Here is a 25735-nt window from a genome sequence, read left to right on the forward strand (position 1 = left end):
GGCAATCTCCAGAGGACGCAAACGGCCAATTTAGCTTACGCTGATATGAAGCCGCGGCAGTGAACGGGTCTGGCCGGCGAATTGGATAAATAATTTGACCAGTTGGCGACGCTGGCTTTATCTTGCGCGACTTCGGTTCAACCCCCAGGCACCCCGTTTGAGCGACATTTTCTCCCGGATCGAGCATTCGCGCACCGCCGACGAGGTGGTGCAGCAGATCGAGAGCCTGATCCTCGAAGGCGTGCTGCGCACCGGCGACCGGCTGCCGGGCGAGCGCGAGCTGGCGCGCCAGTTCGAGGTGTCGCGGCCGATCCTGCGCGATGCCTTGAAAGCCTTGGAAGGGCGCGGGCTGTTGACGACACGGCCAGGCGGCGGCACCCATGTCGCCGATGTCATCGGCCAGCTGTTCACCAAGCCGGTGGCCGACCTGATCTCGATGCATCGCAAGGCGGTGACGGACTATCTGGAGTACCGCCGCGAGATCGAGGCGGTGGCTGCCGAATATGCGGCGCGGCGTGCCACATCTGACGATCTGGCGCTGCTCGACCGCATCATGGCGCGCATGGACGAGGCGCACCGGACCGCCAATTTCGACGACGAGGCGGAAATCGACATCGAGTTCCATCACGCGATCTGCGAATGCGCGCACAATATTATCCTGCTGCACACGCTGCGCTCCTGTTATCGGCTGCTGTCGGAAGGCGTGTTCCAGAACCGGCGGCTGGTGTTCAACGTGCCGGGCGCGCGCGAGGCATTGCTTTCGCAACACCGGGCAATCTATGCGGCGGTCAAGGCCGGCGATCCGGCTGCGGCGCGGCAGGCGGCGATGGACCACATCTCCTACGTCGAACGATCGATGGCCGAGGCCGAGCGCAGCGGCGACTGGCAGCGCGTGTCGCGGCTGAGGCTCAGGCAACGCTCCGAACCCGGTGACGGTGAGGCGGCGAGAAAACAGCCGTAGGCCCCGCCCAGAAAATCCAACGACGAACCAGCGAAGAACCAGCGGAAAAAGATCCATGAGCAGCATTCTCACCATCGCCGACCTCAAGGACCTAGCGCGCCGCCGTGTGCCGAAGATGTTCTTCGACTACGCCGATTCCGGCGCCTGGACCGAAAGCACCTACCGCGCCAACGAAGAGGATTTCCAGAAGATCAAGTTCCGCCAGCGCGTGCTTGTCGACATGGACAACCGCTCGCTGGAATCGACCATGATCGGCGAGAAAGTGACGATGCCGGTGGCGCTGGCGCCGACCGGCATGACCGGCATGCAGCATCCGGACGGCGAGATGCTGGCGGCGCAGGCTGCGGAAGAATTCGGCGTGCCGTTCACGCTGTCGACGATGAGCATCTGCTCGATCGAGGATGTCGCGTCGGTGACCAGTAAGCCGTTCTGGTTCCAGCTCTACGTGCTGCGCGACAAGGACTTCGTCTTCGATCTGATCGACCGCGCAAAGGCGGCGAAATGTTCGGCGCTTGTGCTGACGCTCGACCTGCAGATCCTCGGTCAGCGCCACAAGGACATCCGCAACGGGCTTTCGGCGCCGCCGCGAATGACGCCGAAGCACATCTGGCAGATGGCGACAAGGCCGCGCTGGTGCGTCGGCATGGCCGGGACAAAGCGCCGGAGCTTCCGCAACATCGTCGGCCACGCCAAGGGCGTCGGCGACCTCGCCTCGCTGTCGTCCTGGACGAAGGAGCAGTTCGATCCGCATCTGTCGTGGAAGGACGTCGCCTGGATCAAGGAGCGCTGGGGCGGCAAGCTGATCCTGAAAGGCATACTCGACAAGGAAGATGCGCTGATGGCGGCCAGGACGGGCGCCGACGCGATCATTGTATCCAACCATGGCGGCCGCCAGCTCGACGGCGCCTCGTCATCGATCATGGCGCTGGAAGAGATCGCCGACGCCGTCGGTGACACGATCGAGGTGCATATGGACGGCGGCATCCGTTCCGGCCAGGACGTGCTCAAAGCATTGTGCCTCGGCGCCAAGGGCACCTATATCGGCCGGCCTTTCCTGTATGGCCTCGGCGCACTCGGCAAGGAAGGGGTTACCAAGGCGCTGGAAATCATCCGCAAGGAGATGGACATAACGCTGGCACTGTGCGGAAAGCGTCTGGTCACCGACATGGGCAAGGATCAGCTCCGGCGCTAAAGTCCCGTGACGGCATGACCACGGAGGCGACGCAGGCATTGACGGAGCCCGGCATCAATTTTTTCGAAGCGCGCGGACCGGAAGGTATGCGCCTCTATGCGATCGGCGATGTGCACGGTCGGCTTGACCTGCTGACCGCCATGCACCGCCGGATCGAGGGCGAGCTGGAGAGGAAGCCCACTGCCGATTGGCGCGTTATCCATCTCGGCGACTATGTCGACCGGGGTCCGGACTCCAAAGGCGTCATCGATTTCCTGATCGACGCGCAAAAACGCGATCCGCGTCACCTGATGCTGGCCGGAAATCATGATCTCGGCTTCCTCGATTTTCTCGATGTCCCCGACCCGGACGGCCTGTTCATGCGCTATGGCGGCATCCAGACGGCGCTATCCTATGGCGTGTCGCTCGGTGGCAGCAGCGCCTGGTTTGGCCGCGCCGATGCGGCCTTGCGGCAAGGGCACGCCGCACTGGTCGAGGCGGTGCCGCAGAACCATGTCGAGTTCCTGCGCTCGCTGGCCTTTTCAGTGACATTCGGCGACTTCTTCTTCTGTCATGCCGGCATCCGGCCCGGCATTGCGCTGGAAAGCCAGAGCCCGCAGGACCTGATCTGGATCCGCGAGGTCTTCCACGACCACACCGGCCTTCATCCCAAGATCGTGGTGCACGGCCATACGCCGGTGGCCAAGCCCGAGATCACCGGCAACCGCGTCAATGTCGACACCCTCGCCTGGCACTCGGGAAACCTCACCGCGCTCGTCGTGGACGGCGCGGAGAAACGGATCCTGACGGTGACGGGTGAGCGGGCGTAGGTAAGGCGCGAGGTTATGTGCAGAGGGTCTAGCGAAGCGCGGCGGTGACGCCGTAGCCGTCGACGGCATTGTGGTTGTTGGCCGCGTCGGCGGAATAAATGCCGAGGCCGCACAAGACGATGGCCGACAACATGGCAAAGGACAAAAAGGCTGCTTTCACGGACGTCATCTCTTGTTGAGCTTTCTGCATCTATGCACGAGCGGGTTACCAATGCGTTGAAACGCGAAATACGTCGCAAATGTCTGACGGTTTCGCGCTTCTAGGCATGTTCTGTATCGGCGGTGTGTCGCGCGGGTCACAGCAAAGGTTCATCGCGGTTGCACGCAAGATGCAGAGCGGGCGCCTTTTAGGCTGGCGGACTGACACAGGCCAAGGATGAAACGCGTTATCCCCGGCGGATTTGCCGCCGCGTGCCAAATATGCAACGTCGCCAAATACGTTGGCTGTATGAGCCGTCAGATGGTCGCCACCCAGGCGCGGGCGATGGCCAGGCCGGCGGCATCGGCTTGCGGTCCGCTGCGGGCCATTTCATCGTCGAGCCGGCCCGCCCATTCAGGATGCCGCTCGGCGATCAGCGGTGCGAAGGAGGTACTCCAGTCGCGCACCATCGGACTGTCGGCCTCGAAATGGAACTGGAAGCCGTAGATGGCGCGGCCGATGCGGAACGCCTGGTTCTCGGCGACGGCATTGCCGGCCAACCGCACGGCAGTCTCGGGCAAGTCAAAGGTGTCGTCGTGCCATTGGAAGATCGGGAATTTTTCAGGCAAGGCGGCGAGCACCGGATCGGCCTGCGCCGCCGCGGTGAGCGCGACCTCGTGCCAGCCGAACTCCGAGGCACCGCCTATCTGGTTCTCGCCGCCAAAGGCGCGCGCGACCAACTGGCTGCCAAGGCAGATGCCGAGCACCGCGCGATCCCTGTCGGCAAAGTTGCGCGTCAGATCGAGCAGGCCCGGGAAATACGGGCAGAGCTCGTCGTCCAGCGCATTCTGGGCGCCGCCGAGCACCACCATGGCGTCATGCCAGCCGCTATCTTGCGGCAGCGCGTCGCCGCGATACGGCCGGCGCAGGTCGATATCGGCGCCCGCCTCGACAAGCGCCGCGCCGATCTGGCCAAGGCCCTCATTGTCGAAGTTCTGGACGACCAAGACCCGCATCGAAACCTGCTGACATGAAATTGATGCAGCGAGCGATATCATGGCGTCAGCATTGCAGCCAACAGGGAACGCCTATGCCACTGCAAAACCGGGTCGACCCGTTCGGCGCCATCCATGCCGTGCCGGAGCGCGGCCAGTTCATGGGCAATCGCGGCATCATTCACGACCCCGAGACGAGAACGCTGTTGAAGAAGCGCTGGGCGCTGCAAGCCTGGATCATCTGTGTCTGCGAATACGGCGACGTGCGGCGCCAGCCGATGGGGCGCAACCGGCAAAGCGACGACCAATTGGGCGGCAAGGCCGGCTGGACCGAGCTGTTTTTCCTCGACGAGGTGACGGCACTTGCCGCCGGGCACCGGCCCTGCTTCTTCTGCCGGCGCGAGCGGGCCAGGGATTTTGTCCAGCGCTTCGGCGATGCCTTCGACATTGCCGAGCCACGCGCGCCGCAGCTCGACAAGCGCCTGCACAAGGAGCGCCTGGCATCGGGCGGGCGGGCGCCGCGACTGAAACCGGAGGCGCTTGCGGACTTGCCGGACGGCACGATGATCTCGTCAGGAAACAGGGCGTACGCCCTGTTTGACGGCGCCGCGCTGCCCTGGAGTTTCGGCGGCTATGGCGATCCGGTGGGATTCGGCGATTTTACCCACGGTCCAATCGGCATGCTCACGCCGGCGACAACTGTTTCCGTGCTGAAGCGTGGCTACAGACCTGTCTGGCACGCCAGCGCGGAGGCTTGACGCCGGCGACGGCCTCGCCCATTCCTCGGCGATGCGCGCCAATTACAAGATGCAGCGGCTATTCGTGCCGGACGAACTTGGACTGGATATCGAGTTCGACGTCGGCCAGCAGCAGAGCCATTATCTCTCGCATGTGCTGCGGCTCGGCGAAGGCGCCGAGGTTCTGGTCTTCAACGGGCGCGACGGCGAATGGTCGGCGGCGATCGCCGCGAAGTCGAAGAAGGCGTTGCGCCTGAAGGTGATGAAGCTGCAGCGGCCGCAGCCGCCGCTGCCCGATCTCGTCTATTGCTTCGCGCCGCTGAAGCAAGGGCGGCTCGACTACCTCGTGCAAAAGGCGGTGGAGATGGGCGCCGGCATCCTGCAGCCGGTCATCACCCAGCACACGCAAGTGGCAAAACCCGGTATCGAGCGCCTGCGCGCCAATGTCGTCGAGGCGGCCGAGCAATGCGGCATATTGGCGGTGCCGGAGCTGCGCGAAGCGGAAAAATTCGAGCGCCTGCTGGCGGGTTGGGACCGCGAGCGGCGGCTGATCTTCTGCGACGAGGATGCATCAACCAACAATCCCCTGCCGGCATTGCAGGCGGTGCGGGAGAGAAAGCTCGGTCTGCTGGTCGGGCCTGAGGGCGGCTTTTCCGACGAGGAACGCAGGATGCTGAGAGCGCTGCCCTTCGTTACCGCCATTCCGCTCGGGCCGCGCATCCTGCGAGCGGATACGGCGGCGGTGGCGGCACTGGCGCTGATCCAGGCGACAATCGGCGATTGGTGATCAATTCCCGTTACCCTCTGGCTCAGGATTTTTCGCTTGATCGGCTACTGACATTTCGTCCATCTAGCGCCGGCAGTGGCCGCGTGTCCTTTCGGACGCGCAAAGGACGCTGTAGCATTTGATTGGGCACCTGATCCCTTCAGAAAATCGAAGCCGGTTTTCGGGGTCATGTGCGGAGGGCGATATGGCGCGCGATACCACCGATTTCCGGCCGATCGAAGGCGTCGACCAACTCGTCGAGCACCTGGCCGAAGGCAACAAGCCGCGCGACAAATGGCGCATCGGCACCGAGCACGAGAAATTCCCGTTCTATGTCGACGGCAATGCCCCGGTGCCCTATGGCGGCGAGCGCGGCATCCGCGCCATCCTCGAAGGCATGCAGGACAAACTCGGCTGGGACCCGATCATGGATGCCGGCCGCATCATCGGACTGGTCGAGCCGACCGGTCAGGGCGCGATCTCGCTGGAGCCAGGCGGCCAGTTCGAGCTGTCCGGCGCGCCGCTGGAGACGATCCACCAGACCTGCCGCGAAGGCAATGCGCATCTGGCGCAGGTGCGCGAGATCGCTGAACCGATGGGCATTCGTTTTCTCGGCCTTGGCGGCAGCCCGAAATGGTCGCTGGCCGAGACGCCGAAAATGCCGAAATCGCGCTACGAGATCATGACGCGCTACATGCCCAAGGTCGGCACCAAGGGCCTCGACATGATGTACCGGACCTGCACGATCCAGGTGAACCTCGACTTCGAGAGCGAAGCCGACATGCGCCGCAAGATGCAGGTGTCGCTGAAATTGCAGCCACTGTCGACGGCGCTGTTTGCCAACTCGCCCTTCACCGAAAGCCGGCCGAACGGCTTGCAGAGCTGGCGCGGCGAGATCTGGCGCGACACCGACAATCAGCGCTCCGGCCTCCTCGAATTCTGCTTCTCGCCCGATTTCGGCTTTGCCGATTATGTCGAATGGGCGCTCGACGTGCCGATGTATTTCGTCATCCGCGACGGCCAGTACCATGACATGACTCACATCACCTTCCGCCAGTTCATGGCGGGCGCTGCCCGTAACGAACTGCCGGACGGGCTGCCGACGATGGGCGACTGGGCGAACCATCTGTCGACCCTGTTCCCGGACGTGCGGCTGAAGCGCTTTCTCGAAATGCGCGGCGCCGATGGCGGGCCGTGGCGGCGCATCTGCGCGCTGCCGGCCTTCTGGGTCGGGCTGCTCTACGACGCGGCAGCGCTCGACGCGGCCGAGGCGCTGACCTCGAGCTGGAGCTATGACGAAGTGCTGGCGATGCGCAACGCGGTGCCGCAACAGGGCATTTCGGCGCCCTTCCGCAACACGACGTTGCGCGAGATCGCCCGCGACGTGCTCGTCATCTCGCGCATGGGACTGAAGAACCGTGGCCGCAAGAACCGCGACGGCTACGACGAGACCTCGTTCCTCAACACGCTGGACGAGGTCGTCGCGCGCGGCACGACCAGCGCCGAGGAGATGCTCTCCGCCTACCACACACGCTGGGGCGGCTCGATCGAGCCGGTATTCATGGAATACGCGTATTAACGCTTCCCTGTCCGCATGAGCCACGGTCCGGCAAATTCGCTTCAATCAGTGATGGAAACGAACTAGGCTTCTCCAACGAGGATTTTCCCGGAGGAGAAAACAATGCCTTCCTTGTTCGATAGTCTGGCACAGGCCCAGAACGGCAACGGCATGCAGGCGCTGGCCCAGCAGTTCGGGCTGTCGCAGCAGCAGACGCAGGCGGCGGTCGCGGCGCTGCTGCCGGCCTTTTCGCAGGGGCTCAAGCGCAACACGGCGGACCCTTACGGGCTCGGCTCCTTCATGACGGCGATGGCCAGCGGCCAGCACGCCAAATATTTCGAGGATGCAAGCCGGGCTTTCTCGCCGCAGGGCCTCGATGAGGGCAACGGCATTCTCGGCCATCTGTTCGGCTCGAAGGACCTGTCGCGGGCCGTTGCCAACCAGGCCGCGCAGGCGAGTGGCGTCAGCCAGCAGGTGCTGCAGCAGATGCTGCCGGCAATCGCCTCGATGATGATGGGCGGGCTGTTCAAGCAGACCACCAACCAGCTAGGCGGACAGATGCATGCGGCAGGCAGTGGCGGCAATCCGCTCGGCGAACTCATCGAGCAGATGATGCGGCAGGCGGGCGGCGGCAGCCAGGCACCGGCCCCTCAGCCTGCGGCCCCCACGGATAACCCGCTCGGCAAGGTGCTGCAGGATATGTTCGGCGGGCAGCAGCCGCAACAGACGCAGAGCCCTTACGGCGACAACCCGCTGGGCAAGGTGTTGCAGGACATGTTCGGCGGCGGGCAGCAGCCCCAAAGCCAGCCGCAGCAGACACAGAACCCTTATGGTGACAATCCGCTCGGCAAGGTGCTGCAGGATATGTTCGGCGGCGGTGCACCACAGCCACAGCAGCCGCAGAACCAACCCCAGCAGACACAGAACCCTTATGGTGACAATCCGCTCGGCAAAGTACTGCAGGACATGTTCGGCGGTGGCGCACAACAGTCTCAGCCGCGTCAGGCGCCGCAGCAACCCCAGGCGCCGCAGCCGCAGGCCAATCCGAGCGGCAGGCCGAGAAATCCGTTCGACGACCTGTTCGGCAAAATGTTCGAGACAGGCGCCCAGCAGCGCGACGACTACCAGAAAGGCATGGAGTCGATCTTCGACCAGTTCAAGCAAGGCATGGGCCGGCGCTAGACCAGACACCGGCAAGCAATCATCAGTGCCGCCCAAAAAAGAAAGCCCGGTCCTGGGAGGACCGGGCAGCGCGCAGGCTGGCCGGGGGGATCCGGCAGGGAGTGGGGAGCCTGCGTAACTTGGTGGCGTCGTGCCTCAAGAGGTTCAATGCGACCAAAATCGCGAATTTGTGCGATCACACCACCTTGCGGGCAAGATCCTCGATCGTTTCGGCGCGCTCGATGGCGATGACGCGAAGCCTTTCTGTCGGATCTCGGCCAAAGGGTACACCGACAGCGACGTGCAGGTCGGCGCGGGTCAGGCCGATGTCGGCGAGCTCGGCATCCGACATCTCGCCGAGGCGATAAAAGGCGCGGCGGTTTTTCCAGGCGCGGTAAACATTGGCAGCGGCATTGGCCACGCGCGTCGCAACGGCCGGACGCGAGGTGATGCGCGAGGTCTCGGTAGCGAAATCAAACGTAGCCATGTCGGTCTCCTTCACATTCGAACGGGCGAAACCGGTCGATCGGGCGCTGGCAACAGCGGCCGTTCCGGCTTCGATTCACATGCGTTCATGTGGACAAATCGGAATTTGCCATGGCCCGATTGATTAATCCAACGAATGTTTCTAATCTTTAGCATCAGCATCAATGATGGATTAGGCCAATGAAAGCGCCGCTCGATCTCGATCAGTTGCAGACCTTCATCTCGATTGTCGACACCGGCAGCTTTACCCGCGCGGCGGAAGCGGTGCATCGCACCCAGTCGGCGGTGTCGATGCAGATGCGGCGGCTGGAGGAACGGATCGGCAAGCCGCTGTTCGAAAAAGACGGCCGCACCAACAGGCTGACCGAGGAAGGCGATAGACTGCTCTCCTACGCAAGGCGGCTGCTCTATCTCAACAAGGAAACACTGGCCGCCTTCGACGACCGCCGGCTCGAAGGCACCATCCGCATCGGCACGCCGGATGACTATGCCGATCGCTTCCTGCCAGAGATCATGGCGCGGTTTGCCCGCTCCAACCCGCATGTCGAACTGACCGTTATCTGCGAACCGACGCCGGGACTGGTCGAACACATCAAGCGCGGCAATCTCGACCTGGCGCTGGTGACGCACAATGACGCGCGCGGCCAGTCGGAAGTGGTGCGGCGCGAACCGCTGCTGTGGGTTACCTCGGCCAACCACGCGACGCATGAGCAGCCGATCCTGCCGATGGCCTTCGGCCGGCCGAACTGCATCTGGCGGCGGGCGGCCGCCGACGTGCTCGACCAGCAGAACCGCGACTACCGCATCCTGTTCACCAGCTTCTCTGCCACCGTCATCGCCGCGGCGGTGCTTTCCGGCCTGGCGATCTCGGTGCTGCCGGAATGCGCGCTGCGGCCCGGCATGCGGGTGCTGGGCGAGGCCGACGGTTTCGGCGCCCTGCCTGATTGCCGCATCGGCATTATGCGCGGCCAGACCTCGCGGCCGGAGATCGTCGACGCGCTTGCGCGCCACATTTCGGAGAGCCTCGACAATATTTCCGTGCCACTCGGCGAGGAGACCGGCACGTTCGATTTCGCCGCCCTCGCCTTCGCCAAGATGAAGCGGACCAAGCCGAACCAGATCCTGCCGGGCTGGTGATCGCGCGATTGGGGCCGACATCGAACACGGCCGCCTTGACGGCGGCCAACAACCGTTCCCCAATCGGCCGATGAGCGACGCAGCACCCGAATCACGCACCAACGCCACCGAGTATACGGTGAGCGAGATTTCCGGCGCGCTGAAGCGCACGGTCGAGGACGTCTTCGGCAATGTACGAGTGCGCGGCGAGATTTCCGGCTATCGCGGACCCCATTCCTCCGGCCATGCCTATTTCTGCCTGAAGGACGATCGCGCGCGGCTCGATGCCGTGGTGTGGAAGACCACGATGAGCCGGCTGAAATTCCGTCCCGAGGAAGGCATGGAGGTGATCGCCACCGGCAGGCTCACCACCTATCCCGGAAAATCCAACTACCAGATCGTCATCGACAATCTCGAGCCGGCCGGTGCCGGTGCGCTGATGGCGCTGCTGGACGAGCGCAAGCGCCGGCTGCAGGCGGAAGGGCTGTTCGACGCGGCCCGCAAGCGGCGTCTGCCGTTCATGCCGCGCGCCATCGGCGTGGTCACCTCGCCAACAGGTTCGGTGATCCGCGATATTATCCACCGCATCAAGGACCGGTTCCCGCTGCACGTGCTCGTCTGGCCGGTGCGGGTGCAGGGCGAGACGGCGGGCGCGGAAGTGACCGCTGCCGTCAACGGCTTCAATGCACTGGCTTGGGACGGCGCCATCGCGCGGCCCGATCTGTTGATCGTGGCGCGCGGCGGCGGCAGCCTGGAGGATCTGTGGGGCTTCAACGACGAAGCGCTCGCCCGGGCCGTCGCCGCTTCGGGCATTCCCGTGATTTCCGCGGTCGGCCACGAGACCGACTGGACGCTGATCGATCTGGCAGCGGATGTGCGGGCGCCAACGCCGACAGGCGCCGCCGAGATCGCCGTACCGGTCAAAGTCGACCTCGAAGCGACGCTTGCCGGCCTTGGCGCGCGGTTGAAGACCGCACTGTCGCGCAATTTCGAACGCAAGCGGCAGGCGGCGCGCGCAGCCGCCCGGGCGCTGCCCTCGCCCGACCAATTGCTGGCGCTGCCGCGGCGGCGCTTCGACGAGGCGACGAGCCGGCTCGGCCGGGCGCTGTCGGTTAGCGTCGAGCGCAAGCGGGCCAGGCTTCTGGGCCAGCGTCTGACACCGGCGACCTTGTCGCGGCGCATGAACGAAGCCCGCACACTGACCCGCCGCGACCTCGCCCGAGCGCAAGCGGCGTTCTTCGCCATCGTGCGCGAGCGTCGGGCACGGTTTTCGCGCACGGCCGCCAGACTGTCACCGGCGCCGATCGCCAGACGGCAGAAACTGCAAGGCGATGCCCTGCTGGCACTGACACGGCGGCAGGACCAGGCGATTTCGCGGCGGCTGGACCGTCTGCGTGGAAAACTGACGCAGGCCGATCGATTGCTGGCGACGCTGTCGCACAAGGCCGTGCTGGCGCGAGGCTTCGCACTCGTCAAGGATGCGGGCGGCGCGGTGGTCAAGCGTTCGGCGGAGGTCGCGTCGGGAATGGCGCTTTCGCTGGAGTTCGCCGACGGCACTGCCGATGCCGTCGCCATCAGTGGCACGGCGCGGCCGAAGGCGATTGCCAAGTCGGCAGCCAAGCTCAAGGCGCCGGGCGGCCAAGGCTCGCTTTTCTGAGGAAGACCAAGGCGCTTTTCTGAGGAAGAAATGGCCGATCCGCATCTTACGACGCCCTCGGGCAAACTGCGTGCACGCGCCGTCGATATCCCGTTCGAAGGCACCCCAGGCCGCTTCAATGCGATCACCGAAGTGCCCGGCGTGACGGTCGGCTATACGACGCTGATCTCAGGGGACGGGCCGCTCGTTGTCGGCAAGGGTCCGGTACGCACCGGCGTGACCGCGATCCTGCCAAGGCCCAGAGACGAGTTGGCCGTCCCGGCGTTCGCCGGTGTGTTCAGCGCCAATGGCAATGGCGAACTGACCGGCTCGCATCTGATAGAGGAGCTCGGAGCGTTCAATCTTCCCATCACCATCACCAACACGCATTCCTGCGGCGTCAGCCGCGACGCAACGTTGCGCTGGATGCAGACGGTGCTGCCGCACGCGCTCGACAGCGCCTGGGCGCTGCCGGTGGCGGGCGAGACTTATGATGGCTTTCTCAACGATATCAACGGCCATCATCTGAGCTTCGAGCACGTGTTTTCCGCGCTCGACACGGCTGAAAGCGGGCCGATCGAAGAGGGCAGCGTCGGCGGCGGCACAGGCATGATCACCTTCGGCTTCAAAGCAGGGTCCGGCACATCCTCGCGCAGCGTCGACTGGAACGGAGAGCGTTTCACGATCGGCTGCTTCGTCCAGTCGAATTTCGGTGCAAGGCGAAACCTCGTCATCGGTGGCATCAGGGCCGGAGCGGAACTCGCCGAACCGGCGATCCGGGACAACACGCCGCGAGCGGAAAAGAGCTCGATCATCGCGATCGTCGCCACCGATGCGCCATTCATGCCGCACCAGTTGAAACGGCTGGCGAAACGCGTGCCCCTCGGGGTCGCGCTGACCGGCGGCTATGGATACAATTCGTCCGGCGATATTTTTCTTGCGTTCAGCACGGCCAATGCCGATGCGGCGCGCGGCGCGGCCGGCAAATTGGCCAGCGCCGGTTACATACCGGATGCCGACATCAACCCGTTCTTCGACGCCGTCATTCAGAGCGTGGAGGAAGCAATCCTCAATGCTTTGATCGCCAACGAAGACATGAGCGGGCGCGACGGCAATTTCGTGCCGGCGTTGCCGAAAACATGGCTCGAGGAGAGATTTGGCAAAGCTGCGCGGCGATGAGACCGCGCAACTGCATCAGACAGGCAATGTTCGCCCGGCAGGTTTTGCCGGAGGCGTCCGTCAGCCGGCAGGCTTGTTGGAATTCCGCTCGTCCTGCTCGGCCTCGGCCGCCTCTTCGAGCCTCGAAGCAATGAGCTCCTGAATGTCGCCGACCTCTTCCTGAATATCCTCCAGGGGTATGCCGGCTTCGGCAGCCTTGGCCGCGCATTCCCTGGCGAGGGTCTCGGCCTGCTTCTCGATTCTGGCTGGCGAGGGCTGGCAGTGGACTTTTTCGCCAATCCACCCGCGCAAGAACTCGATCGCGTGTTCACTCATACTGCTGTTTCCCTAGCGGCTATGCCGATTGGTAATCATAAACGTCGGCATCTTCGAAAAGATGCGTGCTGCCATTCGAGCCGAGTCGGCTTCGCCCGGCAAGCCGAACTTGTCCGAGGTCCACAGAGCCGAAGGGAATGGAGGGTTCAAGGAGCACGTTCTAGTTCTTGAGGACTGATTCTCTCGAGGAAACTCGTTCGACCCGCGCTATTGTTTCTATTTGCTTTTTTTCGGTTTTCAAGCCGTTTTAGATCACAATAGATGTCACAATAGCTAGCACATTTACCGCGCTCTCGCTGACACGACGTAAAAGGCGAGCCGTCAAAGCCGCCGCTATATAGTGACAACCATTTGCAATGTCGACTCCGCTCCCGGTCCTGCTTCTTTCCGCCGCGCTTGCTGGGAGAGATGTGGTGTGACCGGCCTTGCAGTGCAAGCTGCCGAGCGCCTCATGCAAGGCATGCAATAGCGTCTTGTGGAACCCTGAAGTGCTTGTCTCAGGGTGGCTCTCTATCGCTGGCGGTAAAGGATCATGCCGGCATGATGGAGGACGCCTTCGACGAACTCACCATCCGCGGTGAAGCCCGTATCATCCCAGTATTCTATGTGGTTGCCCCGCACTTCGTAGCGTCCCCGGTAGGCGCTCTCGCGGTCACCGCGCGCTTCGTCATAACGGCCGTTCGGCAGGAGTTCGTGCCTGATATGGCGATCCCCGGTGACCCACAGTCCGACATAAGGATGATCTTGCTGCGTCATTGGTTCCTCTGCAAGGATTGGAGTTGAAGGAAGGGTCAGGCCGGCTGGAGTTACAGCAAGGGCAATACCCGTAAGCACTGCAGTCAAAGTGGATGGCATCAATGCGCAGCCTTCGTCGGACGCACGACAATCTCGTTGACGTCGACATCGTCGGGCTGTTCGAGTGCGTAGCGCACTGCCCTGGCGATGGCATCGGGTTGCAGGGCAATAGCAAGCCAGGTTTTCATGGCGGCGGCAGCGGCTTCGTCGGAGATCGTGTTCGCCAGCTCGCTTTCCACCACGCCGGGATGAATGCAGGTTACCCGGATATCGTCACTCTCCTGGCGGAGCCCATCGGAAATCGCGCGGATAGCGTATTTCGTTGCGCAATAGACGGCAGCCATGGGCGAGACGGCCAGTGCGCCAATGGAACCGATATTGATGATATGCCCGGAGCCACGTGCCGTCATCTCAGGGAGCACCGCCGCGATGCCGTACAGAACACCCTTGACGTTGACGTCCACCATCAACTCCCACTCGTCGACCTTCATGGCTGCCATGGCCGACAGCGGCATGATGCCCGCATTGTTGACGATGACATCGACCTGGCCCCATTCGGCCCGCGCGGCATCGGCGAATGCTGCGACGTCCGCCCTCTTGGTGACGTCGAGCGCTCGCACGCGAACCGTTCCACCAGCCGCCTCGATTTCTGCCGCAAGCGCTTCAAGGCGGTCGGTGCGCCGCGCGCCGAGCATCAGCTTTGCACCTGCCGCGCCAAGTTCGCGGGCGATGCCAGCACCGATGCCGCTGGAGGCACCGGTGATCAGAACAACTTTGTTCATGGTCATCGTAGATGATCCTTTTGGTTTTGTGATTATTTCACGATGTGAAGGGATGGCGTGCGGATCAGCTCCCGCGGCGCGCCGGCTTTATAGGGGATCACTGGGCGGTGTAGCCGCCATCGACCAGAAGCAACGCCCCGGTGATGAAGCTGGATGCCGGCGAGGCAAGAAAGGCGATGGCCTCGGCAACTTCTTGCGGCTGGCCGATCCGGCCGATCGGATGCGCATTGCCGAAGCTGCGCAGCATCTCCCGGCCATTCTCCACCACACCTTCCATGATATCGGTTTCGATCACGCCAGGGGCAACGGCGTTGCAGCGAATGCCCATACGCCCATATTCGATCGCGATTACCTTGGTCAGCTGTGCGACAGCCGCCTTGGAGGAGGCATAGGCCGCCTGCGTCTCGAAGGCCGCGACGGCCGAGATCGATGAGACATTGACGATCGCGCCGCCACCACCGGCGGCCATCAGTTCCACAGCGGCACGGGCGGTGACGAAGCTGCCGCGCGCGTTGATCTGCAGAATGCGGTCGTAGTCGTCGACCGAGGTCTCCGTCAGACGTTTGTTGAGCGTGCGACCGGCATTGTTCACGACGATGTCAAGGCGTCCGAAGCGCTTCGCCGCGAGCTCGACCGAGCGTCGGGCCAGATCCTCGTCGACGACGTCGCCGACCAGGGTTGCCACGTCCTCGGCTTCCAATTCGCGTACGGTGTCGCTGAGATCGCTTGCCACGATCCGGGCACCGCGCGCACGCAGCAGCTCCGCCGTGCAGCGACCGATGCCGCGTGCCGCGCCGGTCACGAGGGCGACTTTTCCATCCAGGTCCCAGGAGGAAGGGAGTGATGTCATGGGATACTCCTTGTCGGTCGGCTTCGGCTTGGATCGGGAGGATCAAGCCTTCTTGCCGTTGCGACAGAGATAGAGCCAGGGCATTGTCGCGATAAGCCGCCTATTGTTAACCTCTAAGGTAAGTGCCGCTAACCAATGGACGTCGATCTCAATGCAATTGCTGTCTTCGTCACGGTCGCTGAGGAACGCAATTTTCGCGCTGCTGCGGACCGGTTGGGCGTGACGCGCTCAGCGGTCAGCCAGAGCATCCTCAGGCTTGAACAGCGTCTGGGGATCGCATTGCTGCAGCGCACGACACGCAGCGTCAACCTGACCGAAGCGGGCGAGCGCCTGTTGGCGAGCGTCGCACCGGCAATCGCCGACGTGAACGCGGCAGTCGAAGCCACCACGGAGTTTCTGGACCGCCCGCGCGGCCGCCTGCGGATCGCGGTTTCGTCTATCGCAGAGACCTTTCTGTCAGGACCGTTGCTGGCGTCCTTTACCGAAACGTTTCCCGAGGTGCATCTGGACATCGTGGTGACAGACGAGGAATTCGACATCGTTGCCGAAGGCTATGATGCCGGAGTCAGGCTCGGCGAAGTGATCGAGCAGGACATGATTGCCGTGCCGGTATCGGGCGATCAGCGGCAGATGGCCGTCTGTGCCCCGCGCTATCTCGAAAAGTTCGGAGCACCCGCCCATCCGCGCGAGCTTGTGGCTCATCGCTGTATCGGCTGGCGGCCGGCGCCGGGAGTTTCGCCCTATCGGTGGGAGTTTGGCGAGGACGGGCGCGAATTCGACGTGGCGGTTGCGCCCGAGATCACGACCAACGACATGTGGCTGATGATCCGGCTGGCCGTTGCAGGCGCCGGGATCACGTTCGGCATGGCGGATACATTCCGCCCCTGGATCGACCGCGGCGAGCTTGTACCAATCCTCGACGGCTATTTCCCGCCGTTTGCTGGTTTCTATCTCTATTTCCCCAGCCGACGGAATGTCGCGCCGAAGCTGAGAGCCCTCGTGGACCACCTGCGCGGCGCGCGTCAGGCGCGGGACCGTGGGTGAGGCAACCGGTCATAAGACCGCTTTAGCAGTATTTTGCCGGTCAGAAGTGTAGCTGAAAGGTGATGGTACCGTTGGCTGGGATCGAACCAGCGACCTCCGGATCCACAATCCGGCGCTCTAACCATCTGAGCTACAACGGCACGTTTTGCCAGAGCGGGATCGAGATGAAACGTTCGGGACCCGCTCTGTCGTTCGGCGATGCGTCCATACGGGCTATCGGAGTTTAATTCAAGGCTTTTGGCAAGGCAAAAGCTCGCTCCGGCATCGCGTCATTTTCCGCCGGACAAAGAAAAGGCCGGCGGGAGGAGGTGCCGGCCTTTTCCTGTTACGAGCCAGCGGGAGGAGGTGCTGGCTGGTTACCCCGGTGAGCAGAGGGAGGAGGTTCCACTCGCCGGGTATTCGTTTGAACGACTATATCGCACATCTATTTGTCTGACGAAATGCGACCTTTTGATGCATCGTTAGACTATGTGCAAATATTAGGCGATCTTGATTTCTTCCATGGCCTTCTCGAAGGCGGTCTTGATCGGCTTGGATACGTCCTCGGCCGCCTTGGCAGCAACCGCCTGGAAGTCCTTGGCCTGCTCGACGGTCATTTCGACGCGCTTGCGCAGGAAAGCGGTCTGCAACTCGACGACTTCCGACAGCGACTTGGCGCCGATCAGCGCTTCGAAATGCGAGAAGCCGGCTTCGGCATTGGCGCGCAGGGCGGCGATGGTCTTGAGCGACAGGTCGCTGGAAACGGACTTGGCGGTCTCGTAGGTCGACTCCAGAGCCTTCTGGGTCTCCTTGGCCCCGGTCTTCAGCTTGGCATAGGCCTCTTTCGACTGCTCGACGCCCTTTTCGGCGAAAGCGCGGATCTGGTCAGTGGCCTTGGAAGCGTCGAAGCTCGGGAATTCAACGTTTTCGATCGTTTCAGCGGTCTTGGTCCTGGACATTTTCCATCCTTTTCAGCGGCAGCGGCTTTGACGAAAAGCCGTCTCGTTCATGTATCATGGCAATATAAAGGCAATTTTTGTGCATTGCAACATGTTTGTTGCATCGCACCATATATTATTTGTTCGTGGCGTTAACCACGCGCCTAGAGATTCCATTGGTTGCACGCTATGACTTGTGGACCTTCGCGCCGTCGGCTTTTATTAACAAAGCGTTAACCGCAAATTGCCCGCTCTGTGAGGGTCGCCAAACGCATGCCGGCTGAAAACTACTCCTTCCTCGATGTCGCCGTGCTCGACGCGGTCCGCCTGCGCTTCGCCGCAGGCGACGCGATCGCTATTCTGTCGGCAGATCTCGAGCAGGTGATCTGGGCCAACGGCCCCGGCGCAGCGGTATTCGGCTATCCCGACATCGGCGCGATCATCGGCGCCTCGGCAGGTTTGCCGCTGATCGCCAGGCGCCAGATCATGGCAACCAGCGGTTTTCCGCAGATCGGCCGCGACCGTGCCATCACGGTTCGGCTGGCGACCGGCCTGACCAGCCGCGCGGTCGGCTTCCTGGCCAGCGCAGTGACCATGCCCGATGGAGAGGAAGCAATCATGCTGGCGCTGCCGGCGGCGCAGACCGGCTCGCGCAGTGCGGCCGAGATCGCCGATCGCGCCATCGGTGGTTTTACGGAAGACGGCCACTACATCGCCTTTGTCGACGCCAAGGGCAATATCGACGCCGCATCGGACGGCTTTTCGGCACTCGGCATCCGGCCTGAGACGCTGGCCGCGCTTGTCGCCGACGTGGCGAACGAGAGCGACCGCATCGTCAAGCGCCTGGTCCCGGGTGGATCCAGCTCCTATCCGGCGGGCCTTGCCCGGCTGACGGACGAGCGGCATCTGCTGGTGGTGATCGACGAGGACCGGCTCGACGGCGGGGCCCCTGATGGCGAGCGCGCCGGGGGGGAAACCGGCAGCGAAGCAGCAGCGGCACCGAGCGGTGGCGATCTTCCCCAGCCGACGGGCCAAGACAACGAGCCGCCAATCGCCAGGATGGGCGCGGCGGAGATCAACCTTGCAGCGATGGAAGGCACCTCAGCATCGGCGGAGCACGAAGCTGTCGACGCGGCTGACAATCAACACACGGTTGGCGAAACGCCGACGCAGCATGATCATTGGTACTTCAATGCCGGCGACGACGCGCAGGTCCCGCCCGGGGCAGCTGCGTCCGGGAAAGCCGAGAACAGCCCGGACGCTTCGCAGGCCGGCGCGGATACTTCGCCGGAAAGCGCCGCAAAAGCCACCAAAGCCGCCTCCCCGGCCGAACGCCGCGCTTCGGCGATCGATCGCACCGCCGCGCCCATGCGTTTCGTCTGGCGTACCGACGCGGAGGGCCGGTTCAGCGCCCTGTCGCCGGAATTTGCCGAGCTTGTCGGCAGGCCTGCCGCCGACGTGATCGGCCGCCGCTTCGAGGATGTTTCGGCCGCCTATGGCCTCGATGCTTCTGGCGAGATTGCCGGCCTGCTCGAACGGCGCGACACCTGGTCCGGCCGCTCCGTGCTGTGGCCGGTCGCCGGCACCGATCTGAAGATACCCGTCGATCTGGCGGCGCTCCCGGTTTACAGCCGCAGCCGGGTTTTCGAAGGTTTTCGCGGTTTTGGCGTCGCCAGGAGCGGCGATGCGGTGGTCGATCCGGATGCCGTCGGCATGGCCCTTGTCGCCGAGGAGAAGCCCGCCGCGAGCGTTGGGCCGGAAGCCGTCGAACCTGCCCCAGCGACACCGAAACCCGCCGATCCGTTCAGGGGCGAAGTGCCGGCGTTGACCATCGTGCCAAAGCCCGAGCGGCGCTTTGCCGACAAGGTGATCCGGCTGGCCGAGCACCGGCAGCCGGCCAACGACAAGGGCCTGTCGACGCTGGAACGCAGCGCGTTTCGGGAGATTGGCGAGCGTCTCAAGAAGGACAGCACCCCGGCCGAAGAACAGCCCAGCGACGGAAAGCAGAAGCCGGTTGAGAAAGTCGAGGCAGCCGGCAATGCCGACGAGCCAAAGCTGAAAGGAGCCGGCCCGACGGACAAGGGTGAGATGCCGGAACCAGGTCCGGAAAGCGAGGCGGCTGCCGCCGAACCACCCGAGGCCGATGCCGAGGACCAGAAGGACCTCGCCCGGCTCGACAGCGAGCAGCCGGATGAGGCGGTAGCAGAGGCGCAAGCCGGCGAACCCGTCACACGCCCTGTTTCCGGATCGCTGCTCGATTATGCCGACCGCGAACCCAGCGATGAAGCGCAGGAAGGCGACGAGCCCAGCACGGACGGTCGAACGATCGTCGCCGAAGCGCCGCGGGATGGCGACGATGATAGCTTGACGGCCGAAGATTTCCGTGACGCCGAGGACAGCGAGGATTGGTCCGAGGACAGCGCAGCCGACGCTGCCGGCCAGGTGCCGCCCGTCGAGCGGCCGCAGGCACCACCGCTCAAACTCGGCGGCTTCGTGCCGTCGGCGTTTGCCGGAGCGGACAACAAGGGGCCGGATACCTCGATCCTCGGCAAGCTGCCGGTGCCGGTGCTTATCCATTCCGGCGATCAACTGCACTACGCGAACGACGAATTCCTCGGCTTGACCGGCTATGCGACGCTCAACGCCCTGGACGAGGCGGGCGGGCTCGGCGCGCTGTTTGCCGACCCTTATGCCGACGACGGCAGTTCGGAGGGCGGCGACCGCGCATTGCGGCTGAAGACGCGCGACGGTCAGGAGTTTCCGATCGACGCAATTTTGCGTTCCGTCCCGTGGGGGAACGGCAAGGCGCTGATGCTGGTCGTACGCCGTTCCGGCGACGACGAAGCAGCAGCCATTCCGCATGGCGCTGCCGACGACCAAACGCAGCCGGATGTTTCCGAGCTCAAGGCGCGCATTGCCGAAATGCGCACCATCATCGACACCGCCACCGACGGCGTCGTGCTGATCGGCCGTAACGGAACGATCCGTTCAATTAGCCGTCCGGCGGAAGCGCTATTCGGCTTCGACAGCGACGAGGTGACCGGCAAGCCGTTCGTCTCGCTGTTTGCGATCGAAAGCCAGCGCGCGGCGCGTGACTATCTCGAGGGGTTGTCGGAGCCCGGCGTTGCAAGCGTGATGAACGATGGCCGCGAGGTGATCGGGCGCGAGGCGCAGGGGCGTTTCATTCCGCTGTTCATGACCATCGGCAGGCTGCCCAACGACAGCGGCTTCTGCGCGGTGGTGCGCGATATCACCCAGTGGAAGCGGGCCGAAGAGGACTTGACCCAGGCACGCGCGGTCGCCGAGCGCGCCTCGTCGCAGAAGACCGATTTTCTGGCCCGCATCAGCCACGAGATCCGCACGCCGCTCAACGCTATCATCGGCTTTTCCGAGCTGATGGTGGACGAGAAATTCGGGCCGGTGGCCAATGACCGCTATCGCGACTATCTGCGCGACATCAACCGTTCGGGCAACCACGTGCTCGATCTGGTCAACGACCTGCTCGACATTTCGAAAATCGAGGCAGGCCAGCAGGAGATGGCCTACGAGGCGGTGTCGCTTAACGACACGCTGGCCGAAACCGTGGCGATGATGCAGCCGCAAGCCAACCGGGAACGCGTCATCATCCGCTCCAGCTTCGCCTCCCGGCTGCCGGAAGTGGTGGCCGATCTGCGCAGCGTTCGGCAGATCGCGCTCAACATCCTGTCAAACGCCGTCCGCTACACGCAGGCCGGCGGCCAGGTGATCGTGTCGACGGCCTACGAGCTCTCCGGCGATGTCGTCATGCGCGTGCGCGATACCGGCATCGGCATGAGCCCGTCCGAGATCGAGCAGGCGCTGAAGCCGTTCAAGCAGATCAATGCGCTGAAGCGCGGCCGCGGCGACGGCACCGGTCTTGGGTTGCCGCTGACCAAGGCGATGGTCGAAGCGAACCGGGCCCGGTTCACCATCAACTCGACGCCCGGCGAGGGAACCCTGGTCGAAGTCGCCTTTCCCTCGACCCGTGTGCTCGCCGGTTAGCTATGGTTGCGCAAAGAAAAAGGCGTCCAACAGGACGCCTTGAGAAATTGGAATTGCTGTCACAACGGGGCTTGAGCGAATCAGATCCTCTGGGGCTAAGAGGAACGGGATTTCTCCCTCAAGTTACGCACGACTATCGATGCCGGGCCTTAACAAATCCTTACCGCCACGCCGGAAAATTTACCAATGTGTACCACTCATGAAATCTAGGTAAATTCCGAAGAGATAATTTGTTAACGATACCGGAGACCTCAAAACAGCTCCCACCTTGGGCCAGGGTCAGTCGGCAAGCTGCGGCAGGTCGCGGAACAGCTCGAGCGCTTCGGGATTGGCGAGCGCTTCCTTGTTCTTGATGGCGCGGCCATGCACCATGTCGCGTACCGCGAGCTCGGTGATCTTGCCCGATTTGGTGCGCGGAATATCGCTGACGGCGACGATCTTGGCCGGCACGTGGCGCGGGCTCGCCCCGATGCGGATTTTCGCGCGGATGCGTTTTTCCAGCTCGGCATCGAGTTCGATGCCTGCCGCCAACCGCACGAACAGCACGACGCGAACGTCATTGTCAAAATCCTGGCCGATGCATAGTGCTTCGAGGATTTCCGGCATTTGCTCGACCTGATTGTAGATCTCCGCCGTGCCGATCCTGACACCGCCCGGATTGAGCGTGGCGTCGGAACGGCCATGGATGATCAGGCCGCCATGGGCGGTCCATTCGGCGAAATCGCCGTGGCACCAGACATTGTCGAAACGTTCGAAATAGGCGGCTCGGTATTTCCTGCCGTCAGGGTCGTTCCAGAAGCCGAGCGGCATCGCGGGAAACGCCTTGGTGCAGACGAGCTCGCCCTTCTCCTGGCGGAGCGGCCGGCCGTCATCGTCCCAGACATCGACGGCAAGACCGAGCCCGGGCCCCTGGATCTCGCCGGTCCATACCGGTTCGATCGGCACGCCGAGCACGAAGCAGGAGACGATATCGGTGCCGCCGGAAATCGAAGCCAGATGCACGTCCTTCTTGATGCCTTCGTAGACGAAGCGGAAATCTTCCGGCGATAGCGGCGAGCCGGTCGAGGAGATGGTGCGCACGCTGGAAAGATCATGCGTGCGGATCGGCTTGAGGCCGGCCTTGCGCACGGAATCTATGAATTTGGCCGAGGTGCCGAAATACGTCATCTTCTCGGCATCGGCGAAGTCGAACAGTGCATTGCCGTCCCGGTAAAAGGGCGAGCCGTCGTAGAGCAGCAAGGTGGCACCCGACGCCAGGCCCGACACCAGCCAGTTCCACATCATCCAGCCGCAGGTGGTGAAATAGAAGAAGCGGTCGCCGTCGAGCAGGCCGGCATGCAGCCGTTCTTCCTTGACGTGCTGGATCAGCGTTCCGCCGGCCGAATGGACAATGCATTTGGGGATGCCGGTCGTGCCCGACGAAAACAGGATGTACAGCGGATGCGAAAACGGCAACCCCTCGCAGCTGACAGACCTGGCGGCAAAGGGTGACAGCGCCTCTTCCAGCGCGGCCGCCTTGCCGATGGTCGCGGCGACGTCGAGCGAGGTGCCGAGATAGTCGACAATGAGGACCTTGCGGACGGTGGCGAGCTTGCCCGCCACGGCCGCGACCTTGTCGGCGACTTCGATCGCCTTGCCATTGTACCAGTAGCCGTCCGGCGCGATGAATATGACCGGCTCGATCTGGCCGAACCGGTCGAGAACGCCCTGCTCACCAAAATCTGGGGAGCAGGACGACCAGACGGCGCCGATCGAGGCGGCCGCCAGCATCGCAGCAACGGTCTCCGGCATGTTGGGCATCATCGCGGCGATGCGGTCGCCCTTCTTCACCTTGAGCGACAGGAAAAGCTGCTGCAGGCGCGAGGTCAGCGCATGCAGCTCGTTCCAGGACAGCCGCCGCTCGACCTTGTCCTCGCCGCGAAAAACGATTGCGTCGCCAAGCCCGGTTTTCTTGAGGAGATTCTCGGCGAAGTTCAGCTTCGCATCAGGGAAGAAGGTCGCGCCGGGCATCTTGTCGCCATCGATCAGCACGCGTTCGCCCTTGTCGCCGACGATGCCACAAAAGTCCCAGACCAGGCTCCAGAAGGTCTCACGGTCATCGATCGACCAGCGATGCAGGTCGGCATAGGAGGAGAAAGCCTCGCCGGCCATGCTCGCCGCGGCGTTCATGAAGGCGGTCATCGGCGCCGCGTCGATCTGCTCTTGCGTCGGGATCCAGAGCGGTGCGTCGTCAGCCATCATTGTTCCTCCGCAGGCTGCATCGCTTATGCAATATCGCGATGCAGCAGAGCAAGATTTTGTTGGACCGCGCCGGTCAGGGTGTGCGCAAATGCCATCGCCGGGCCATAAAGACTTGAAATGCGTCAGCCGTCGGTTACACCCGTCGGGCGATTTTGTCGGAATGGAAGCATACAGGGCGATATGCCATCACCTTTGATCCGACGCGGAATATGGGCGATCGGCGCAGCCGTCATCGTCATCGCGCTGGTCGTCGCAGCCTTGCCGCTGATCGCCTCGACCCGCATCGTGCGCGACCGCATCGCATGGGAAATGAGCGCCTGGAGCGGTTTCCGGGTCACCATCGACGGCGCGCCGCGCATCGAAGTCTGGCCGAATTTCCGGGCGATCCTGAGCGACGTGACGCTGTCGCAATGGACAGAGACGGATGCGCCGCCCGTGGTCGAAGCCGAACGGGTCGAGGTCGACCTCTCGGCGATGGCGGCGCTGCGTGGCGACGTGGTGTTTTCGACGGCGCGGATGGTACGACCGACGATCCGGGTTCAGCGTACCGCGAGCGGGTTTTTCCTGCCTGCGATTCCCAGCGGCGGGCGCATTACGCGTTCGATCGATGCTGCCCGCGCGGTGATCAACACAAATCCCGCCAAGCCGGATCTCGGCAAGCTGCCGACAGATCCGTTCGGCACAGTCGAGTTCAGGGACGGCCGCGTGGTGGCTGCCATTGGCGGCAAGGACCAGGAGATATTGAGCAGCCTGAGCGGCCAGGCGAACTGGGCCGCGATGAACAGCAATGCGACGCTGTCGGCGACCGGGATATGGCGCGGCGAAAGTGTTGCCATCGACGCCGCATCGCCGAACCCGCTTGTGTTGTTTGGTGGCGGCACAGCACCGGCCACGTTTTCCTTCAAGGCGGCGCCGGCCAGTTTTTCGTTCGACGGCCGCGCCAGCATGTCGGAAAACGGCTATTTCGACGGCCAGGCAAAATTCGCCGCACCTTCGCTCCGACGCGTGCTCGAATGGTCGCAGGCCGGCATCGCGCCCGGTGCGGCAATCGGCTCGATCTCGGTTTCAAGCAAGATCACGGCGACGGCCGGGCGCGTCAAATTCGAAAACACCGCCCTGACCCTCGACAACAACCCCGGAATGGGCGCGCTGGACTTCACCTACGGCGAGGCATTGCCGGTGATCTCCGGCACACTTGCCTTCGATACGCTCGACCTCAGATCATTTCTCTCCGCCTTTGCCCCGGTGCCATCCGCCGGCGGCACCGATCCGGGCGAAATCGATACGAGCTTCGCCGACCGGATCAATCTCGATCTCAGGCTGTCGGCGGCGCATGCCACGGCCGGCGCCATCCAGCTTGCCGACGTCGCCGCCACCGCCCAGGTCAAGAACGGCCTTGCCGTCTTCGACATATCGGATGCATCCGCCTTCGGCGGCAACGTCCAGAGCAGCGTCCGTTTCGACCGCAAGCCCGCAGGCACGGAAGTCGAGATCCGGCTGCTTGCTTCCGATATCGACGGCGGCGCTTTCGGCACCGCGGCCGGGATGAAGCGGCTGGTGCCGATCGGCACTGGAACCGTTTCGGTCATCCTCAAGGGGCCTGGCAGAACCTGGGACTCGATTTTCGAAAACGCCAATGGCTCGCTGTCCGCGACGTTCGGCGCGGGTGCGCTGAGCCGGCTTAACCTGCCGGCGTTCCTCAAGCACACCGAACAGGGCGGATTCTTCGCGCTGGACGACGTCTCGGACGGAACGCTGCCGATTGACGGGGCCGAGCTCAAGGCGAGCATTTCGAACGGCGTCGCGCGCATCGACAAGGCCGAGGTGAATTCCGCGCAATACAAGATCTGGCTTTCCGGCATTGCATCCTATGCCGGACGCGGGCTGGCACTGTCCGGCGGCATCGTCCGGCCGAGCCAGGCTGCCACGCAGACGAACGGCCAGGGACCCAATCAGTCGTCGTTCTTCGTCGGCGGCACGTGGAGCACGCCGTTCATCTCGCCGATAAGCCGCGGCGTTTCGGGAGAGTAAGCAGC

22 protein-coding genes and 1 tRNA gene are annotated in these 25735 nt (G+C 63.5%); 13 read left to right on the top strand and 10 right to left on the bottom strand.

Translation table 11 applies throughout. The annotated features are described in order from the left end of the window. Positions 1 to 157 precede the first annotated feature (157 nt). Genes NKH80_RS24970 through NKH80_RS24980 form a run of 3 tightly spaced genes read left to right on the top strand, consistent with a single transcriptional unit; the run spans position 158 to position 2962 of the window. Positions 158 to 961, top strand: a complete 804-nt coding sequence (locus tag NKH80_RS24970) for a FadR/GntR family transcriptional regulator (protein WP_352994230.1) — start codon at positions 158 to 160, stop codon at positions 959 to 961. A gap of 55 nt (positions 962 to 1016) precedes the next feature. Then, entirely contained in the window at positions 1017 to 2153 is a 1137-nt protein-coding gene (locus NKH80_RS24975; RefSeq protein WP_352883263.1) for an alpha-hydroxy acid oxidase, read from the top strand. 38 nt (positions 2154 to 2191) lie between these two features. After that, positions 2192 to 2962, top strand: a complete 771-nt coding sequence (locus tag NKH80_RS24980; protein WP_352476071.1) for a metallophosphoesterase family protein — start codon at positions 2192 to 2194, stop codon at positions 2960 to 2962. Between the two features lie 28 nt (positions 2963 to 2990). On the opposite strand, the gene NKH80_RS24985 is transcribed toward NKH80_RS24980, so the two are convergent. Together NKH80_RS24985 and NKH80_RS24990 are read right to left on the bottom strand one after the other, a co-directional pair. Continuing rightward, the gene (locus tag NKH80_RS24985; protein ID WP_280952144.1) at positions 2991 to 3122 is read right to left on the bottom strand and encodes a hypothetical protein; all 132 of its coding nucleotides are present in this window, start codon (positions 3120 to 3122) and stop codon (positions 2991 to 2993) included. A 296-nt stretch (positions 3123 to 3418) separates the two neighbouring features. Continuing rightward, the gene (locus tag NKH80_RS24990; RefSeq protein ID WP_352883265.1) at positions 3419 to 4117 is read right to left on the bottom strand and encodes a type 1 glutamine amidotransferase; all 699 of its coding nucleotides are present in this window, start codon (positions 4115 to 4117) and stop codon (positions 3419 to 3421) included. A gap of 74 nt (positions 4118 to 4191) precedes the next feature. On the opposite strand from NKH80_RS24990, the gene NKH80_RS24995 reads away from it, so the two are divergent. From NKH80_RS24995 to NKH80_RS25010, 4 genes are all read left to right on the top strand, one after another. After that, entirely contained in the window at positions 4192 to 4854 is a 663-nt protein-coding gene (locus NKH80_RS24995; protein ID WP_352994233.1) for a hypothetical protein, read from the top strand. A 31-nt stretch (positions 4855 to 4885) separates the two neighbouring features. Further along, entirely contained in the window at positions 4886 to 5620 is a 735-nt protein-coding gene (locus NKH80_RS25000) for a 16S rRNA (uracil(1498)-N(3))-methyltransferase (protein ID WP_352994314.1), read from the top strand. Positions 5621 to 5804: 184 nt separating this feature from the next. Further along, positions 5805 to 7178 carry a glutamate--cysteine ligase gene (locus tag NKH80_RS25005; protein WP_352994236.1) on the top strand — a complete coding sequence of 458 codons (1374 nt, stop codon included), beginning with the start codon at positions 5805 to 5807 and terminating at the stop codon, positions 7176 to 7178. Between the two features lie 102 nt (positions 7179 to 7280). Beyond that, positions 7281 to 8339, top strand: a complete 1059-nt coding sequence (locus NKH80_RS25010; RefSeq protein ID WP_352994239.1) for a DUF937 domain-containing protein — start codon at positions 7281 to 7283, stop codon at positions 8337 to 8339. Between the two features lie 175 nt (positions 8340 to 8514). Here NKH80_RS25010 and NKH80_RS25015 read toward each other — a convergent pair whose 3' ends face one another. Beyond that, positions 8515 to 8805, bottom strand: coding sequence for a DUF1127 domain-containing protein (locus tag NKH80_RS25015; RefSeq protein WP_352475835.1), 291 nt, complete (start codon positions 8803 to 8805; stop codon positions 8515 to 8517). 179 nt (positions 8806 to 8984) lie between these two features. On the opposite strand from NKH80_RS25015, the gene NKH80_RS25020 reads away from it, so the two are divergent. From NKH80_RS25020 to NKH80_RS25030, 3 genes are all read left to right on the top strand, one after another. Beyond that, positions 8985 to 9941 (top strand): LysR substrate-binding domain-containing protein, encoded by a 957-nt coding sequence (locus NKH80_RS25020; protein WP_023716458.1) that lies wholly within the window; start codon positions 8985 to 8987, stop codon positions 9939 to 9941. 70 nt (positions 9942 to 10011) lie between these two features. Beyond that, positions 10012 to 11577, top strand: coding sequence for an exodeoxyribonuclease VII large subunit (gene xseA, locus NKH80_RS25025; protein ID WP_352994242.1), 1566 nt, complete (start codon positions 10012 to 10014; stop codon positions 11575 to 11577). A gap of 30 nt (positions 11578 to 11607) precedes the next feature. Further along, positions 11608 to 12735, top strand: a complete 1128-nt coding sequence (locus NKH80_RS25030; RefSeq protein WP_352994245.1) for a DmpA family aminopeptidase — start codon at positions 11608 to 11610, stop codon at positions 12733 to 12735. A 60-nt stretch (positions 12736 to 12795) separates the two neighbouring features. Here NKH80_RS25030 and NKH80_RS25035 read toward each other — a convergent pair whose 3' ends face one another. The 4 genes from NKH80_RS25035 to NKH80_RS25050 form a co-directional block, all read right to left on the bottom strand. Then, positions 12796 to 13050: a hypothetical protein gene (locus NKH80_RS25035; RefSeq protein WP_352715470.1), complete on the bottom strand. Its 255-nt coding sequence runs from the start codon at positions 13048 to 13050 to the stop codon at positions 12796 to 12798. A 510-nt stretch (positions 13051 to 13560) separates the two neighbouring features. Further along, positions 13561 to 13905: an Atu4866 domain-containing protein gene (locus NKH80_RS25040; protein ID WP_254819302.1), complete on the bottom strand. Its 345-nt coding sequence runs from the start codon at positions 13903 to 13905 to the stop codon at positions 13561 to 13563. Continuing rightward, positions 13905 to 14633, bottom strand: a complete 729-nt coding sequence (locus NKH80_RS25045) for an SDR family oxidoreductase (RefSeq protein WP_352994249.1) — start codon at positions 14631 to 14633, stop codon at positions 13905 to 13907. The genes NKH80_RS25040 and NKH80_RS25045 overlap by 1 nt, the downstream gene beginning before the upstream one ends. Before the next feature lie 91 nt (positions 14634 to 14724). Further along, the gene (locus NKH80_RS25050) at positions 14725 to 15477 is read right to left on the bottom strand and encodes an SDR family NAD(P)-dependent oxidoreductase (protein ID WP_352506906.1); all 753 of its coding nucleotides are present in this window, start codon (positions 15475 to 15477) and stop codon (positions 14725 to 14727) included. Between the two features lie 135 nt (positions 15478 to 15612). On the opposite strand from NKH80_RS25050, the gene NKH80_RS25055 reads away from it, so the two are divergent. Next, positions 15613 to 16521, top strand: coding sequence for a LysR family transcriptional regulator (locus tag NKH80_RS25055; RefSeq protein ID WP_352994252.1), 909 nt, complete (start codon positions 15613 to 15615; stop codon positions 16519 to 16521). A 63-nt stretch (positions 16522 to 16584) separates the two neighbouring features. Here the strand turns inward: NKH80_RS25055 and NKH80_RS25060 are convergent. Both NKH80_RS25060 and NKH80_RS25065 read right to left on the bottom strand, forming a co-directional pair. Further along, positions 16585 to 16661 (bottom strand) — tRNA-His (locus tag NKH80_RS25060). Between the two features lie 339 nt (positions 16662 to 17000). After that, positions 17001 to 17459: a phasin gene (locus NKH80_RS25065; protein ID WP_352994255.1), complete on the bottom strand. Its 459-nt coding sequence runs from the start codon at positions 17457 to 17459 to the stop codon at positions 17001 to 17003. Between the two features lie 252 nt (positions 17460 to 17711). Between NKH80_RS25065 and NKH80_RS25070 the strand changes: the two genes are divergently transcribed. Further along, positions 17712 to 21458: a PAS domain S-box protein gene (locus NKH80_RS25070; protein WP_352994258.1), complete on the top strand. Its 3747-nt coding sequence runs from the start codon at positions 17712 to 17714 to the stop codon at positions 21456 to 21458. Positions 21459 to 21737: 279 nt separating this feature from the next. Here NKH80_RS25070 and NKH80_RS25075 read toward each other — a convergent pair whose 3' ends face one another. Further along, complete coding sequence (locus NKH80_RS25075; protein WP_352994320.1) at positions 21738 to 23696, bottom strand: acetoacetate--CoA ligase; 1959 nt, start codon at positions 23694 to 23696, stop codon at positions 21738 to 21740. A gap of 183 nt (positions 23697 to 23879) precedes the next feature. On the opposite strand from NKH80_RS25075, the gene NKH80_RS25080 reads away from it, so the two are divergent. Next, positions 23880 to 25730 carry an AsmA family protein gene (locus tag NKH80_RS25080; RefSeq protein WP_352702134.1) on the top strand — a complete coding sequence of 617 codons (1851 nt, stop codon included), beginning with the start codon at positions 23880 to 23882 and terminating at the stop codon, positions 25728 to 25730. Positions 25731 to 25735 lie beyond the last annotated feature (5 nt).

Source organism: Mesorhizobium sp. M0904, from assembly GCF_040319475.1.
In the GTDB taxonomy this organism is placed as follows: domain Bacteria; phylum Pseudomonadota; class Alphaproteobacteria; order Rhizobiales; family Rhizobiaceae; genus Mesorhizobium.

Bases quoted from the DNA above. Each gene is read 5' to 3' on its own strand.
- NKH80_RS24975 (WP_352883263.1), top strand. From the start codon at position 1,017: ATGAGCAGCATTCTCACCATCGCCGACCTCAAGGACCTAGCGCGCCGC.
- NKH80_RS24990 (WP_352883265.1), bottom strand. From the start codon at position 4,117: ATGCGGGTCTTGGTCGTCCAGAACTTCGACAATGAGGGCCTTGGCCAG.
- NKH80_RS24995 (WP_352994233.1), top strand. From the start codon at position 4,192: ATGCCACTGCAAAACCGGGTCGACCCGTTCGGCGCCATCCATGCCGTG.
- NKH80_RS25000 (WP_352994314.1), top strand. From the start codon at position 4,886: ATGCGCGCCAATTACAAGATGCAGCGGCTATTCGTGCCGGACGAACTT.
- NKH80_RS25005 (WP_352994236.1), top strand. From the start codon at position 5,805: ATGGCGCGCGATACCACCGATTTCCGGCCGATCGAAGGCGTCGACCAA.
- NKH80_RS25010 (WP_352994239.1), top strand. From the start codon at position 7,281: ATGCCTTCCTTGTTCGATAGTCTGGCACAGGCCCAGAACGGCAACGGC.
- NKH80_RS25015 (WP_352475835.1), bottom strand. From the start codon at position 8,805: ATGGCTACGTTTGATTTCGCTACCGAGACCTCGCGCATCACCTCGCGT.
- NKH80_RS25020 (WP_023716458.1), top strand. From the start codon at position 8,985: ATGAAAGCGCCGCTCGATCTCGATCAGTTGCAGACCTTCATCTCGATT.
- xseA (WP_352994242.1), top strand. From the start codon at position 10,012: ATGAGCGACGCAGCACCCGAATCACGCACCAACGCCACCGAGTATACG.
- NKH80_RS25030 (WP_352994245.1), top strand. From the start codon at position 11,608: ATGGCCGATCCGCATCTTACGACGCCCTCGGGCAAACTGCGTGCACGC.
- NKH80_RS25035 (WP_352715470.1), bottom strand. From the start codon at position 13,050: ATGAGTGAACACGCGATCGAGTTCTTGCGCGGGTGGATTGGCGAAAAA.
- NKH80_RS25040 (WP_254819302.1), bottom strand. From the start codon at position 13,905: ATGCCATCCACTTTGACTGCAGTGCTTACGGGTATTGCCCTTGCTGTA.
- NKH80_RS25045 (WP_352994249.1), bottom strand. From the start codon at position 14,633: ATGACCATGAACAAAGTTGTTCTGATCACCGGTGCCTCCAGCGGCATC.
- NKH80_RS25050 (WP_352506906.1), bottom strand. From the start codon at position 15,477: ATGACATCACTCCCTTCCTCCTGGGACCTGGATGGAAAAGTCGCCCTC.
- NKH80_RS25055 (WP_352994252.1), top strand. From the start codon at position 15,613: ATGGACGTCGATCTCAATGCAATTGCTGTCTTCGTCACGGTCGCTGAG.
- NKH80_RS25065 (WP_352994255.1), bottom strand. From the start codon at position 17,459: ATGTCCAGGACCAAGACCGCTGAAACGATCGAAAACGTTGAATTCCCG.
- NKH80_RS25070 (WP_352994258.1), top strand. From the start codon at position 17,712: ATGCCGGCTGAAAACTACTCCTTCCTCGATGTCGCCGTGCTCGACGCG.
- NKH80_RS25075 (WP_352994320.1), bottom strand. From the start codon at position 23,696: ATGGCTGACGACGCACCGCTCTGGATCCCGACGCAAGAGCAGATCGAC.
- NKH80_RS25080 (WP_352702134.1), top strand. From the start codon at position 23,880: ATGCCATCACCTTTGATCCGACGCGGAATATGGGCGATCGGCGCAGCC.